This is a genomic window from Vibrio sp. ED004, assembly GCF_023206395.1.
Lineage (GTDB): Bacteria > Pseudomonadota > Gammaproteobacteria > Enterobacterales > Vibrionaceae > Vibrio.
Map to the genome: position 1 here is coordinate 557,040 of NZ_CP066149.1, position 15,665 is coordinate 572,704.

General features: G+C 45.0%; 12 protein-coding genes. 10 read left to right on the plus strand and 2 right to left on the minus strand.

Translation table 11 applies throughout. The features are described 5' to 3' along the window. Window positions 1-3 precede the first annotated feature (3 nt). From rsxC to nth, 5 genes are all read left to right on the plus strand, one after another. Window positions 4-2,928, plus strand: a complete 2,925-nt coding sequence (gene rsxC, locus ITG10_RS02340; RefSeq protein ID WP_248386667.1) for an electron transport complex subunit RsxC — start codon at window positions 4-6, stop codon at window positions 2,926-2,928. Continuing rightward, complete coding sequence (rsxD, locus tag ITG10_RS02345; RefSeq protein WP_017631119.1) at window positions 2,928-3,974, plus strand: electron transport complex subunit RsxD; 1,047 nt, start codon at window positions 2,928-2,930, stop codon at window positions 3,972-3,974. Before rsxC ends, rsxD begins: the two co-directional genes overlap by 1 nt. A 12-nt stretch (window positions 3,975-3,986) precedes the next feature. Further along, complete coding sequence (gene rsxG / locus ITG10_RS02350; protein ID WP_048662060.1) at window positions 3,987-4,616, plus strand: electron transport complex subunit RsxG; 630 nt, start codon at window positions 3,987-3,989, stop codon at window positions 4,614-4,616. Further along, window positions 4,616-5,308 (plus strand): electron transport complex subunit E, encoded by a 693-nt coding sequence (locus ITG10_RS02355; protein ID WP_017631118.1) that lies wholly within the window; start codon window positions 4,616-4,618, stop codon window positions 5,306-5,308. The genes rsxG and ITG10_RS02355 overlap by 1 nt, the downstream gene beginning before the upstream one ends. Before the next feature lie 184 nt (window positions 5,309-5,492). Then, window positions 5,493-6,128, plus strand: coding sequence for an endonuclease III (gene nth, locus ITG10_RS02360; protein WP_017631117.1), 636 nt, complete (start codon window positions 5,493-5,495; stop codon window positions 6,126-6,128). 179 nt (window positions 6,129-6,307) lie between these two features. Here the strand turns inward: nth and ITG10_RS02365 are convergent, their stop codons facing one another. Continuing rightward, the gene (locus tag ITG10_RS02365) at window positions 6,308-9,061 is read right to left on the minus strand and encodes a cation-transporting P-type ATPase (RefSeq protein ID WP_017631116.1); all 2,754 of its coding nucleotides are present in this window, start codon (window positions 9,059-9,061) and stop codon (window positions 6,308-6,310) included. A gap of 765 nt (window positions 9,062-9,826) precedes the next feature. Here ITG10_RS02365 and gloA point away from each other — a divergent pair. Both gloA and ITG10_RS02375 read left to right on the plus strand, forming a co-directional pair. After that, window positions 9,827-10,243: a lactoylglutathione lyase gene (gloA, locus tag ITG10_RS02370; protein ID WP_004734046.1), complete on the plus strand. Its 417-nt coding sequence runs from the start codon at window positions 9,827-9,829 to the stop codon at window positions 10,241-10,243. A gap of 200 nt (window positions 10,244-10,443) precedes the next feature. Further along, entirely contained in the window at window positions 10,444-10,878 is a 435-nt protein-coding gene (locus ITG10_RS02375) for a DUF2753 domain-containing protein (RefSeq protein WP_004734047.1), read from the plus strand. 101 nt (window positions 10,879-10,979) lie between these two features. Here the strand turns inward: ITG10_RS02375 and ITG10_RS02380 are convergent, their stop codons facing one another. Then, window positions 10,980-11,861: an OmpA family protein gene (locus ITG10_RS02380; RefSeq protein ID WP_017632535.1), complete on the minus strand. Its 882-nt coding sequence runs from the start codon at window positions 11,859-11,861 to the stop codon at window positions 10,980-10,982. A gap of 188 nt (window positions 11,862-12,049) precedes the next feature. Here ITG10_RS02380 and rnt point away from each other — a divergent pair, with 188 nt between their 5' ends. The 3 genes from rnt (at window position 12,050) to ITG10_RS02395 (ending at window position 15,662) form a co-directional block, all read left to right on the plus strand. Next, window positions 12,050-12,694, plus strand: coding sequence for a ribonuclease T (gene rnt, locus ITG10_RS02385; RefSeq protein ID WP_017632534.1), 645 nt, complete (start codon window positions 12,050-12,052; stop codon window positions 12,692-12,694). A 65-nt stretch (window positions 12,695-12,759) separates the two neighbouring features. Next, window positions 12,760-14,085 (plus strand): Na+/H+ antiporter family protein, encoded by a 1,326-nt coding sequence (locus ITG10_RS02390; RefSeq protein WP_026084414.1) that lies wholly within the window; start codon window positions 12,760-12,762, stop codon window positions 14,083-14,085. Window positions 14,086-14,360: 275 nt separating this feature from the next. Further along, window positions 14,361-15,662 carry a response regulator gene (locus tag ITG10_RS02395; protein ID WP_017632532.1) on the plus strand — a complete coding sequence of 434 codons (1,302 nt, stop codon included), beginning with the start codon at window positions 14,361-14,363 and terminating at the stop codon, window positions 15,660-15,662. Window positions 15,663-15,665 lie beyond the last annotated feature (3 nt).

Consider the following 15,665-nt stretch of genomic DNA (forward strand, 5'->3'; position numbering starts at 1 on the left):
AGTATGATCTCTTTAATTGAACAAATTCGCGCGGGCTCTATTTGGAACTTCCCTGGCGGCGTGCACCCTGCTGAAAACAAGAAACAGTCCAATACCACTGACATCGTTCACGCAAGGCTTCCTGAAGAAATCGTTCTTCCGGTAAAACAGCACATCGGTAAGCCAGGTAACTTATTGGTTGCTGCGGGTGACACCGTACTAAAAGGCCAACAACTGACAGCCTTGGACACGGGTTTTACCTTGCCAGTACACGCACCAACATCGGGTGTGATTACCGCTATTGAACCAAGAACTACCGCTCACCCTTCAGGCTTAAGTGAACTCAGTGTAGTCATTAAACCTGACGGCTTAGACACTTGGATTGAAAAACACCCAGTTGAAGACTTTTCAACAAAAACCTCAGACGAACTGCTTGATGTGATTCGCCAAGCTGGTATTTCAGGCATGGGCGGTGCAGGCTTCCCTACCGCGAAAAAGCTTCAGTCAGGACTTGGGCGTACTGACATTTTGATCGTCAACGCTGCTGAGTGTGAACCTTACATCACCTCTGATGACAAGTTGCTTCAAGAACATGCCGAAGAAGTACTAAAAGGCATCGAAGTGGTTGAACACATCCTTCAACCCAAACTGACGGTTATCGGCATTGAAGACAACAAGCCAGACGCGATAAAAGCACTTGAGATAGCCGCGAAAGACAAAGATATCGTCATTCGTGTTATCCCAACCAAATACCCTTCAGGCGGTGAGAAGCAACTTATCAAGATCCTCACTAATAAAGAGGTTCCTGCTGGCGGCATCCCTGCTGACATCGGTGTTTTGGTTCAGAACGTTGGCTCTCTCTACTCAATTAAGAGAGCAGTAATCGACGGTGAACCTGTCGTTAACCGCGTTGTGACTTTGACCGGTAAGACCTTTAAGCAACCTCGTAACGTTTGGGCACTTCTAGGCACGCCAGTACATGAGTTGCTTGAAGAGTTTGGCTACAAAGCCGATAAAAAGCTGCCGCGTTTGATTTTGGGCGGTCCTATGATGGGCTTCACCTTGCCACATGCCAATGTGCCAATCACTAAAACGTCGAACTGTATTTTAGCGCCAACGCGTCGTGAGATTTCTCCAAGCACTTACGAAATGGAATGTATTCGATGCAGTGCTTGTGCCGAAGCTTGTCCTGCCTCTCTACTGCCTCAACAGCTGCAATGGCACGCGAAAGCCAATGAGCTGGACAAGTGCGAAGAGCTAAATATTAAAGACTGTATTGAATGTGGTGCTTGTGCGTTTGTGTGTCCAAGTGAAATTCCTCTTGTTCAGTACTATCGCCAAGCGAAAGCCGAAATCAAAACAAGAAAAGACGAAGCAACAGCCGCAGAGCGTGCCAAGGTTCGTTTCGAAGAGAAAAACGCTCGTATGGAGCGTGACAAAGCAGAACGCGAAAACCGCTTCAAGAAAGCCGCGGATAACCGTCGTAAAGACATGAAAGCGGCAGACGGTGACGATGCAATTGCTGCTGCGATTGCACGAGTTAAAGCACAAAAAGCAGCTGCTGATCAGGCTCCAAGTGAAGAGCCAACAGTGAAACCTGCGGTAGCGGCTGCAATTGCTAAGGCAAAAGCGAAACAAGCTGCGGCTCAGAAAGCAGACGGTGCTGAACCAGACAACTCTGAGATGTCGAAGCTACGTGAAGAACGTAAGCGTCAAGCTCGAGAGCGCAAAGCACAACAAGCTGCTGCTGACGCTCCAGATGAAAGCTCTGGTGATGGCAAGAAAGATGCTGTTGCTGCCGCTATCGCTCGTGCTAAAGCTAAGAAAGCACAACAAGCGGAATCAGCTTATGATGCTCCAGCAGAAAGTACTGGTGATGCCAAGAAAGACGCCGTTGCTGCTGCGATTGCACGCGCTAAAGCGAAAAAAGCACAACAAGCGGAATCAGCTTCTGACGCTCCAGCTGAAAGCTCTGGCGATGCCAAGAAAGACGCCGTTGCTGCCGCTATTGCTCGCGCTAAAGCAAAGAAAGCACAGCAAGCAGAATCAGCTTCTGACGCTCCAACTGAAACTACTGGCGATGCCAAGAAAGACGCAGTTGCTGCCGCAATAGCTCGCGCTAAAGCGAAGAAAGCTCAGCAAGCGGAATCAGCTATTCAAACAGAAAGTGAAGCTCCAACTGGAAGCTCTGGCGACGCTAAGAAAGACGCCGTTGCTGCAGCTATCGCTCGTGCTAAAGCGAAGAAAGCTCAACAAGCGGAATCAGCTTCTGATGCTCCTGTTGAAAGTACTGGTGATGCCAAGAAAGATGCAGTTGCTGCTGCGATTGCACGTGCTAAAGCGAAGAAAGCACAGCAAGCGGAATCGGCTATTCAAACAGAAAGTGAAGCTCCATCTGGAAGCTCTGGCGATGCTAAAAAAGACGCAGTTGCTGCGGCCATTGCACGCGCTAAAGCGAAGAAAGCTCAGCAAGCAAAACAAGCTGAGACAGTAGAAACGCCTGAGCCAGTAATTGAAGTTGAAGCTGAAACTCAACAAGATTCAGTCGATCCTAAAAAAGCCGCTGTTGCTGCCGCTATCGCGCGCGCTAAAGCGAAGAAAGCTCAGCAAGTGAAACAGGCTGAGACAGCAGAAACGCCTGATCCAGTGCTCGAAGTAGTAGCTGATACTCAACCAGAAGCTGTCGATCCTAAGAAAGCCGCGGTTGCTGCCGCTATCGCACGTGCTAAAGCGAAGAAAGCACAGCAAGCTAAGCAGGTCGAAGCTGAAGAAATCACTCCTGAAGCCGTGGCTGAACCATTAATTGAAAAAGAGACTGTGGTTGAATCTGAGGCTCAATCAGAACCCGTCGATCCTAAGAAAGCAGCCGTTGCTGCCGCAATTGCTCGTGCTAAAGCAAGAAAAGCGCAGCAAGAGCAAGATAAAAAGAACAATGAGGAGAAAGAGTAGTGGCCTTCTTTATCGCCAGCTCACCGCACGCACACAATCGTAGAAGCACCCCAGATCTCATGAAATGGGTGGCTATTTGTGCATTGCCAGGTCTACTAGCTCAAACCTACTTCTTTGGATGGGGTACGCTCATCCAGTTAGTATTTGCTATCGCACTTGCTGTTACCTTTGAAGCAGCCGTAATGCTGCTAAGAAAACGCCCGCCAGTAATGGCGCTGCGTGATTACAGTGCGGTTGTGACCGCTTGGCTACTCAGTGTCGCTATTCCTCCGCACTCACCGTGGTGGATTCTAGTGATTGGTATGTTCTTCGCGATTATTATTGCGAAACACTTATATGGCGGCCTTGGGCAAAACCCATTTAACCCAGCGATGGTGGCTTACGTTGTTTTGCTGATCTCTTTCCCAGTTCAGATGACCAGTTGGAATGCACCAGCCAGCTTAACGGCAGAAGCAACAAGCTTTGTTGACTCTTTCTTGATGATCTTTACGGGTTTCAATAATGAAGGTTTGTCTCTTCAACAAGCACGCCTTGGTATTGATGGCACCACAATGGCAACGCCGCTTGATGCATTCAAAACGGCATTAACGGCAGGTAACACAGCGTCTGAAGCTCTGTCTCAACCGCAATTCAGCTGGCTAGCTGGCGTAGGTTGGGAATGGGTGAACCTTGCTTACCTAGTTGGCGGCTTGGTACTTATCAAGCAACGCGTAATTCAATGGCATATTCCTGTGGCGTTCATCGGCAGCCTTGCTCTGTTTAGCCTAGTATTCTTAATCCTAACGCCAGGTGAAACCGCCTCTCCAACTATTCACCTATTGTCTGGTGCAACCATGCTTGGTGCATTCTTTATTGCAACCGATCCGGTTTCAGCTTCGACGACGGTAAAGGGTCGTTTAGTATTTGGTGCTCTGATTGGCGCATTAGTGTTTATTATCCGCAGTTGGGGTGGTTTCCCTGATGGCGTGGCGTTTGCTGTATTGTTAGCCAACATGTGTGTTCCACTGATTGACTACTACACCAAACCTCGTACATACGGCCACTAAGGAGCGGATACCATGCTAAATGCTATTAAGAAAAACGGCCTTGTACTCGCGATTTTTGCGTGTGCTTCAACAGGTTTGGTCGCGGTGACTCACTACCTGACTAAAGATCAAATCAAACAGCAAGAACAGGCTCAACTGCTGTCTGTTCTTAACCAAGTGATCCCACACGATCTTCACGACAACGAACTGTTTTCGTCTTGTACTTTGGTTCAAGCAGAAGAACTTGGTACTGAACAAGCGATGCCAGCTTACATCGCTAAACTTAATGGTGAGCCAAGCGCGATTGCTATCGAAGCGATTGCACCAGACGGCTACAATGGCGCGATTAAAGTCATTGTTGGAATGAAAATCGACGGTACTATTTTAGGTACTCGCGTGCTTTCACACCAAGAAACTCCGGGCTTGGGTGATAAAATTGATCTGCGTGTGAGTGATTGGATTCTTTCGTTTGCAGGTAAGCAAGTGACGGATTCTAATCTAGACCGTTGGAAGGTTCGTAAAGACGGTGGTGACTTCGACCAGTTTACTGGCGCTACTATCACTCCGAGAGCGGTTGTGAAGTCAGTTAAACAAGCGGTTCAGTACGTTAACCAAAACAACCAAGCATTGCTTGCTCAACCTCTAAATTGTGGTGGTGAATAATGAGTGACCATAAAACACTAATCAAAAATGGCATGTGGGCTAACAACCCTGCCCTAGTTCAACTTCTTGGCTTATGTCCTCTGTTGGCTGTATCTTCAACGGTGACCAACGCACTTGGACTGGGTATTGCGACTCTGCTTGTATTGGTAGGTTCGAACGTTGCTGTTTCTCTGGTTCGTAACCACGTACCAAAAGAAGTGCGTATTCCAGTATTCGTAATGATCATTGCATCACTGGTAACCTGTGTTCAACTTTTGATGAATGCTTACGCTTATGGCCTGTACCTATCTTTGGGTATCTTTATCCCACTGATCGTAACCAACTGTATCATTATTGGCCGAGCTGAAGCCTTCGCTTCTAAAAACGAAGTGGTACCTGCTGCTCAAGATGGTTTCTGGATGGGTCTTGGCATGACATCGGTACTGGTTGTACTGGGTGCAATGCGTGAGGTTATTGGTAACGGTACTCTGTTTGATGGTGCAGACCTGCTTCTTGGTGATTGGGCTTCTGTGTTACGAATTCAGATATTCCAATTTGATAACAGCTTCTTGCTAGCCCTGCTTCCGCCAGGTGCCTTTATTGGTGTTGGTTTTTTGATTGCGTTGAAAAACATCATCGACAACCAAGCAAAATCTAGACAGCCTAAACAAGAAAAACCAGTCATTGAACGCGCTCGCGTTACCAATGCTTAATAAGTTACAGTAGCTTAAACCCCTGCTGAGTAGCTCAACCGCTCAGCAGGTAATTAGATTGACCAAGTACACATAATAATGACGCTCATAAGAGCGCGTAACCGATGATAAAGCCTGAGCATTGAGAGTTTATTGAATACCAACTCCGGAACTCAAGCCCTAACTATTTGAAAGTAATGTCGCTATGAACAATGTAAAACGAGTAGAAATACTTGAGCGTTTAAGAGAAAACAATCCAAAGCCAGAGACTGAGCTTAACTGGAACAGCCCTTTCGAGTTGCTGATCGCCGTACTTTTATCAGCACAGGCAACCGATGTCAGTGTCAATAAAGCAACGGATAAGCTTTACCCAGTGGCTAATACTCCCCAAGCCATTTTCGACCTAGGTGTTGATGGCTTGAAAGAGTACATCAAGACAATCGGCCTATTTAATTCAAAAGCAGAAAACACCATTAAAACGTGTCGAATGCTGCTTGATCTACATAACGGTGAAGTTCCGGAAGATCGTGCGGCGCTAGAAGCCCTTCCTGGCGTTGGCCGTAAGACTGCTAACGTAGTATTGAATACCGCTTTCGGTTGGCCAACCATTGCCGTTGATACTCACATCTACCGTGTATCAAATCGTACTAAGCTAGCAATGGGTAAAACGGTCGACGATGTTGAGGCTAAGCTTCTCAAAGTCATTCCAAAAGAATTCAAATTGGATGTCCACCACTGGCTCATTCTTCATGGACGTTACACCTGTGTCGCGCGTAAACCACGCTGTGGCAGTTGTATCATTGAAGACCTATGTGAGTTCAAAGAGAAGACCGAAGATTAGTCTTTCCGTTCACAACGATTAATCAATACGGCAGCGCTTAAAGCGCTGCTTTTTATTATTACTCTCTAGAAGCCGCCTCTATATCAGTTTTCATTTCTAATTCTGCGTTCCCAAGATAACAGGCATAAAAAATCCCGCCTTTTATGGCGGGATTCAATTATTTAGCTAAGAAGTCTGTCTTAGATAAACTTCACTTTAGTCACTTCCTTGATAGCAGATAGAACAAATGTTGGTACTGCTGCAATGAAGATTAACGATATTAAGTGATCAAACTCTAGTGCTTCTGTGCTGAATACCAGCTGGCCGAAGCTTGTGTAAACAACGCTTAAAGACAAGATAGCCGATACTGCCATCGCACCAAGTAAGTAGTGGTTAGTGAACGGATTCTTACGATAAATCGTTGTAAACGTACGTGCATCGAACAAGCTCCAAAGTTGAGCAAAGATCAGTGTTAAAAACGCAACGGTTTGTGCGTATTGAGCACTGTAACCACCGTCGAGTGCGTAAGAGAATGTCACAAAGCTTAGACCACCTAATGCGAGACCACGAGTTAGGATACGAGCGCCTAGACCATTAGAGAAGAAGCCTTGGTCACGTTTGCCTGGCTTACGCTCCATGAGATCTTTCTCTTCTGGCTCAACACCGAGTGCGAGTGCTGGTAGACCATCAGAAACGAGGTTAACCCATAAAATCATTAGTGGAGTTAGCGGAAGTACTACATCTGGTCCCATAAGTAGGAATGCAAATAGGATTACCGAAACCTCACCCACGTTCGCTGTAAGTGCTTGGCGGATAAACTTACGTAAGTTATCGAAAATTTGACGACCCTGACGTACCGCCTTCACGATAGTACTGAAGTTATCATCCAACAGGATAAGGTCACCTGAGTCTTTCGCAACAGACGTACCTGTAATACCCATCGCAACACCAATGTCTGCACGACGCAGTGCTGGCGCATCGTTCACACCGTCACCGGTCATAGAGGCAACTTCGTTGTTCTCTTGCTGCGCTTTTACGATACGCAGCTTGTGCTCTGGAGTAACACGTGCAAATACTGCAACCTGAGAACAGATAGACAACAGCTTCTCGTCATCCATTTGATCAAGCTCAGTACCCGTTACCACTAGATCATCTTCGCTACGGATGATTCCGATTTCACGAGCAATCGCTGCTGCCGTAACTGCGTGGTCACCGGTAATCATTACCGTACGAACACCAGCGCTATAACAGCTATTTACTGCATCACGCACTTCTGGGCGTGGTGGATCCATGATGCCATAGATACCCAGGATACTGACGTCTTGTTCAAGCTCAGGGAAATCTAACTCTAGCTCTTCCTCTTTTAATTCACGGAAACCAACGGCAAGTGTACGCAGAGCATCACCACCAAAGGTTTGAATTGCCTCTTCAAAGTTTAAATGAAGATCTTGAGACGGTGCAGTATCGAGAGCCAAGTTGCCCGATACTCCACAGCCAAGCGTTGGTACGAAACCACCGTCAACCATGAAGCTAGTTGATTTACCAAGAACAACATCTGGCGCGCCTTTCAATGCTAGGAAGTGCTTACCTTGTGGGTCACGAACGATAACAGAAGCCATCTTACGACCAGAATCGAACGGGAACTTCTTAACGATTGAGTAGCCTCCCGTTGATAGCATTTCATCTTGTTTAAGACCTGCTTTTGCCGCTGCAACAATTAGTGCACCTTCTGTCGGGTTGCCACGAACCGTCCATTTACCATCAGCATTTACATATTCAGCATCATTACAAAGTGTTGCAACTACAAGACCTTTCATCATTGCAGGGCTGTTTGTCGCTTCGACATTGTGACCTTTGGTAATGAATTCACCCTTTGGATCAAAACCTTTACCTGACACATCCCAGTAACGACCAGACACATCGTACGCTTTCATTACCTGCATTTGGTTTTGTGTCAGCGTACCTGTTTTATCTGAACAGATAACAGTTGTAGAACCTAGCGTTTCGATTGCCGCTAGCTGTTTAGCCAAAGCATTATTCTTAACCATCTTAGTCGAGCCCATCGTTAATACGATAGTAACCACCGTTGGCAAACCTTCAGGAATAGCGGCAACCGACAAAGAGATACCTGTTGTTAGAATTTCTAACCATGGCATACCGTGGTAAACACCGATAGCACAAACAATAGCAACAACCACAAGAGCAACAACCAATAATGCGAGTGCGATAGTGTCCATACGCTCTTGCATTGGTGTTTTCGTCTCTTCCGTTTGGTTCATCATATCAGCGATGTGACCAACTTCAGTTTGCATACCTGTGCTTGTTACAACAGCAAGGCCTGTACCCGTAGTCACGATTGTTGTCATGAAGCCCATGTTCTTCTGATCGCCAAGACCAAGAGTCTCATCTTCAAGGCGTTCAAACTGCTTATTCACTGGCTCAGATTCACCGGTCAGCGCTGCCTCATCGACCGTCAGACGGTTTGACTCAAGAATACGAACATCAGCTGGCAGAATATCGCCAGTATTAATTTTAATGATGTCACCAGGAACGAGGGTTTTCGCTGGAACACTGATCCATTTACCATCTCGCATCACTTCGGCTTCTGGAGCTGCCATTTCTTTTAGCGCTTCCATCCCTTTCTGAGCTTTAAACTCCTGCCAGAATGCAATACCAGTATTAATAAGAATAATCACTGCAATAGCGATAGCATCAATGGCGTGGCCAGTAGACCAAGAAACGATTGCACCAACAGCTAGAATAAAAATCAGTGGGTTTTTATATTGATGAATATACAGTTCCCATGCAGACGTAGACTCTTGTGCTGTCAGCTCGTTGGTACCGTGCTTCTCTAAGCGTGCATCCGCTTCAGAATTTGATAAACCTGTAGTTTGATCCGCGTTCAGTTCGTTTAGAACATCTGAACTTTGTTGTGTAAACCATTTACTCGTCATTTGAGTACTCCACATCAATGCCTCACATCGAGGCCAATGTAATAAAATAATACTTATTTTTATATGATAAAAAAATCGCACAAATCAAAAATGAATATTTAGTCGATTTAGTGCGCTTGAAAAACTATATATTAAGGATTCTCTATTTAGCAAAGATCACAAAAAAACACTTGATACACACTTGACAACCACTTTAAAAACATAACAATCCAAAATATCAAACATAAAACCAACAATGAAAACTCAACCCATTGTTTAATAAGAGTAAGTACAAAAAATAAACACTCCTTATTACTTCGTAAAAACCACTGGTTATTGGCGTAATTTATCGAAAATTCCTTAATAACGAAGTAAAACATCGGAATAACCTTTCTATAAACAGGGAGATATTGGCGTAATCATAAATTGATAAAATGGAAAGTTAGATGCTAATTGTAAAAATGAAGGCGGTTCAGTAACAAGATGGAGATACAAATCACAATTCAATAACTAAGGCTACTCTTGGACCTCACGAAAAAGAGCAACACTCAAACGTACTATTTATGCAAAATTTCGAATTAGGCTCTAGTGATGGACAAATTAAGAAGGCCGACGCTCTTATCTTTTCTTGTAATACAAATAATAAAGAAGGGAGAGAGGGAGAGTAAGACAGATGATGAGAATAAGAAAATATGACCAAACTTATCATCTCTTTGGTGTTGCTTATAAGCTTGCTCATATATAGTGCTATAAAAGAAACAACCAATAACAAGCTAGGAGCAAATCATGTCAAACGGTCGTATTTTACACACCATGCTACGCGTGGGTGATCTAGACAAGTCTATTGAGTTCTATACCAATGTAATGGGCATGCAGCTATTACGTAAGAACGAAAACAAAGAGTACGAATACACACTGGCTTTCGTTGGCTTTGGCGACGAATCTCAAGGCGCAGTAATTGAGCTGACTTACAACTGGGGCACCACGGAATACGATCTTGGCTCTGCTTTTGGTCACGTTGCTATCGGTGTTGATGACATCTACACAACTTGTGACGCGATTAAAGCAGCAGGCGGTAACGTGACTCGTGAAGCCGGCCCAGTAAAAGGTGGCTCTACGCACATCGCATTCGTTAAAGATCCTGACGGCTACATGATTGAGCTGATTCAGAACAAACAAGCAAGCGCAGGTCTAGAAGGTTAATTCCTAAATACCTTTGCAAGATTAGGCTAGAACGCCTGATGAAATGAACAAAGAAGCGAGCACTATGCTCGCTTCTTTTTTATCACTCTCCCCACAATCGATATTCTTTACCAATTATTATTAGCAATCTCACTGATGAAACTTTACATGATAATGATTATCATTTAAATTAACCACCTATTGATTAGTGAGGTAATACAATGATTAGCGAATGGGAAAAACACACGTTACTCGCAGATACGGCATTGCAGCTCGATGATCCTGTACGAAGTATTCTTCACTATCAGCAAGCATTGAACTTAAGCGAAGAGATCACAGAACGTACCGATATTCAGGCCGATGAACGCTTACTGATTTCAGTGATTTCTTGTCACAATCTTGCGCAATTCTGGCGCTGGGCCGGTGATACTGAGTACGAACTTAAGTATCTTCAATTAGCTTCAGAAAAAGTGCTGACTCTGATCCCTCAATGCCCTAACACGCAATGTTCCAGCTTTATCGATTCTATTGGTTGTTGTAAGAAAGCACTTATCGATTTCATGAAACGCCATCCCAACCCTAAAATTGCTTCTATGGTGGAAAAGATCGATACCGCGACCAATTGTGAAATGATCGCTCGCTTCCGCTTAAACTAAGCAAGCTCCTTTCGCAGACGAAACATTTAGCCTGTTGATTCAAACTAAAAAGCCCGTCATAACGACGGGCTTTTTAGTTTGAGCTTTAGATTTTATTGGCGCTAAACCTGCGTTCTACCCAATGAGATAACAACGCGTCGGTTTTTGTCTTTACCAATTGGCGAGTTATTGTCGGCAATTGGACGACGTTTACCATAGCCTTGTACTTGAATACGGTCTTCTGGTAAGCCGAGAGACTTGAAGTACTCTCTTAACGACTCAGCTCTGCGCTCTGAAAGATTTTGGCTAATGCCTTTGCTGTCGACAGAGTCGGTGTACGTTGCCACCAGCACAAGATCAATGTCTTGGTTGTAGCGAACATAATCAGCAATCTGGCTCAGCCTTTTACGTGACGACTTATTCAGCTGATCGCTGTTACGATCGTAATGCAAGATAGTGAAAGAGATATCTTCAAAGCTGTAAGGCAGTAAGTTGGCAACACAATCGCTGAACACATTGTACTTTTCTTGGAACAACACCGACGACAACGACACTTCGATACGTTGATCTCGGCTTTGCCACTCTTGGTAACTGAATGTCGGGTAACGCCCTTTCTCCAGCTCACTCAAAATACCCCAAGCCGTTTGTCCGCCTACGTAGCCATCAAATTGTTGGAAGAACTTAATGGTTGTCATGCGATCAGCACTTTCGCCGGGGCGCCAAGGTGGTGGCATTGAAATCAAGCTAACATTGCGAGTCGCACCCATTGGGCGACGCATTTTAAGCTCAAAGTCCAAAATTATTTTTTTACTCGCACGAGATGAAAACTCAGCGTCACCAAAATTTGGGATTGGATGAACTAAGCGACATTCTAGTGGCGTGTTAGCCACCATCTCCCACGTCGACTGTTGAGGAGATGCTCCGTAACGCTTTTCTTGTGCCATTACCGATGACGACATAAGAAGCGAAAATAGCATTGAACCTGTTATGAGTTGTTTCTTCATAAAGTGGAGTATCTCTTAAGCAATTCGTTTAACAATGCAGCCAATTGCCGCATTTTTCTCTCACGTTTAAATATGCAATTATCAAGCCGCAATGGGTCGGCTAATTTATGATTTATTGCCCTTCCCTAGTTTTTATCACTGCTATTATCTGCAATAATGCAGCCTTAATCACACTTATTTGGGCTAACATGACTGTAGAAAACGAAGCTCTGACCCTAAAAAAACGCTTTCGCGGCTATTTTCCAGTGGTCATCGACGTGGAAACCGCAGGGTTTAACGCAGAAACCGATGCATTATTAGAAATCTGTGCCATTACATTAAAAATGGATGAGAACGGAGATCTGCAACCTGCATCAACGCTTCATTTTCACATTGAGCCTTTTGAAGGCGCAAATATAGAGCAGGCAGCATTAGACTTTAACGGAATTAAAGACCCATTTAGCCCATTACGTGGTGCTGTGTCGGAACAAGAAGCCCTTAAAGAAATCTACAAGCTAGTGAGAAAAGAACAAAAAGCTTCAGATTGCAGTCGTGCAATCATGGTCGCTCACAATGCTACATTCGATTTGAACTTCGTTAATGCGGCAAGTGAGCGTTGTAAGCTTAAACGCGTCCCGTTCCATCCATTTGCAACTTTTGACACTGCAGCTCTTAGTGGTCTTGCCTACGGTCAAACCGTTTTGGCTAAAGCTTGCCGCACTGCAGGGATGGAATTTGACAACAAAGAAGCACACTCTGCTTTGTATGATACGCAAAAAACCACAGAGTTATTTTGCGGCATAGTAAACAAATGGAAAGCCCTTGGTGGTTGGCCTCTTGTTGACGAAGAATAAAAAATAGAGTCGGTAAACGTTTTTTCGTATTGCCTTCATAAAAAACACAACATCCCGAGAATAATATGAATCCTGTTGTAATTTCAGTTTGCATCATGCTTGTTTTAGCTTTGATGCGTGTAAACGTAGTCGTTGCTCTGACGTTCAGTGCAATTATCGGTGGCGTAGCCTCTGGTATGAGCTTGAACGACGCAGTCGCGGCTTTCGAAAGTGGATTAGGCGGCGGTGCAACAATTGCACTTAGCTACGCTATGCTTGGTACATTCGCTGTTGCTATCTCACGTTCTGGTATCACAGACCTACTTGCTCAAAGCGTTATTAAACGCATTCACGGCAAAGAGAACAGTGCAGCATCGACTGGTCTTAAATACGGCATCCTTGCGTCGTTGATCTTAGTGACCATGTCTTCGCAAAACGTGATTCCTGTACATATCGCCTTCATCCCAATCTTAATCCCACCTCTATTAGGCGTATTCGCAAAAATGAACCTAGACCGTCGTCTGGTTGCGTGTGTGCTGACTTTTGGTCTGATTACGCCTTACATGGTTTTGCCGATTGGTTTTGGTGGCATCTTCCTAAACAACATCCTGCTTAAAAACCTTCACGACAACGGTCTTGAAAACGTAGTAGCAAGCCAAGTGCCAATGGCGATGTTGTTACCCGCTGCGGGCATGATCTTCGGTCTTCTAACGGCAGTATTCTTTACTTACCGTAAGCCTCGTCAGTACAAAGAAACGTCTCACACGATTGTTTCAACTGAGACAAAAGAGATCAACAAAAAGCACATCCTAGTAGCGGCGGCGGGTATCGTTGCAGCACTAACGGTTCAACTGTCGACGGGTTCTATGATCATCGGTGCTCTTGCTGGTTTCATGGTATTCACCTTCGGTGGCGTAATCGCTTGGAAAGAGACACAAGATGTCTTCACCAAGGGCGTTCACATGATGGCAATGATCGGTTTCATCATGATTGCAGCGGCAGGTTTCGCAGCGGTAATGAAGCAAACTGGCGGCGTTGAATCTTTGGTTGAAGCGCTTTCAACCAGCATCGGTGATAACAAGCCTCTAGCAGCACTGCTTATGCTAATTGTTGGTCTTCTGGTAACTATGGGTATTGGTTCTTCGTTCTCTACGATTCCAATCCTTGCAACTATCTACGTTCCACTAGCAGCAGCATTTGGTTTCTCACCAATGGCAACGATCGCGCTAGTAGGTACAGCTGCAGCGCTTGGTGATGCGGGTTCTCCTGCTTCTGACTCAACCTTAGGTCCAACATCGGGTCTTAATGCTGATGGTCAACACGAGCACGTATGGGAAACCGTAGTACCGACATTCTTACACTACAACATCCCACTGATCGTATTCGGTTGGATTGCTGCAATGGTTCTGTAATTCGGTTCTGTAGTTAAAGAGCTCTACGCTTACTTTTATAAAGACCGCCTCGTGCGGTCTTTTTTGTATATAGCCTCTTTCCATCCTTTATCTCTAACTTTAGAAACACGCTAACCCTCTGAACCAACATCACTTTCTATACATTATTCCGTGCGCATTGATATGCAACTTATGGCTATTCATTAAATTCACTTCTACACTTAAGTGTTTAATAAATAAGCCGCCAATTCATAGAAGACCAAGCGGCAAGGCTCAATACGTCAGAAGGCTACTATATGGATATACTCGCCCGATCGCGCTACCTCATCATTGATGACAGCAGCGTCATTCAAAGTGCGACACGCGCACTGCTTATCAAACTCGGTGTTCCGAACAACAATGTAATCAGCGCCTCCAATGCCCAAAATGCGATTGAAGCTTGCCGTGCACATCGATTCGATATCTTATTGATTGATCACGATTTAGGGTCAGGAAGTAATGGCTTACAGTTGCTGGAATTTCTGCAACAGAAAGAGTTAATCAAACCACAAACCCTTGTGTTTATAGTGACGGGCAATGATAGCCAAGACATCTTCTTTGGCTATGCTCACTTCGAACCTGATGGCTACCTGATCAAGCCAATCAGAGCCGATGACATCATAAAACGAGTGACATCAGCCCTGTGTCGACAGCAATACTTTTCGACATTAGAGCAAGCCTATCTTAAGAACGGGCTTAACGCGGTAAAGCCGCTCTTTGGAAAAGCCCCTGACCCATCGACATTGAAAGACGCCATTATCTACATGGCGAACATTCTGATTAAGAATCACCACCTAGATGAGGCACAAGCCATGTTGAATGGGTTGTTGCAGCTTCATGATTACTTTCCTGCCAAGGTTAAACTGGTTGAAATCCATATCGCTAAACAGAATTATCACGACGCGCTCAGTCAGATAGATGGCTTGATAGAAAACACCCCACGTAACATCAAATTGCAGCAACTTAAGGTCAAGATCTGTCTCAATACCAGTGACTTCGAATCGGCTAACGAGCTAATCGACCAAGTGCTCACCGTAAACGGCAGTAATATTGAGCTGACCAACACCATGGTTTGGCTACAACTATTAGATAAAAACGTTGAACAAGCGACCCTACACCTCAAATCGCTTGCTCAACTCATTCCCCACTCGATTTGGGACTCTGCGGGTAAGCGAGCACTAATCTTATGGGCAGACAGTTTAACCCTCACTCAAAAAGAACTAGCACTTTGGAAACCTGAAGGTGCTTGGCAAAGACTCTCTCATTCTGAAAAGTCGTACGCTCTCAGTAAGCCGTTGTTGAAGCTTTGTCGAACCTTACAGCTCATTCAACTCGAACAACATGAGGTGGCAAAAGAGCGTATTGAGAGCATTTCGATGAACGAATTCTCAGACAATGATGTCGAAGCCTTCTTCTTATTAGCACTGTGTTATCAAGCCTTGGGCCTACAAGACAAAGTTGATCAAATAAAGCGCCAAATTGAGAACCACCTAAAAGCAGACCACACCAGCCTCGCCCTTTGGCCGCCGTTAGTTGAGCATGCCGTCAAACCCAAATGAGTA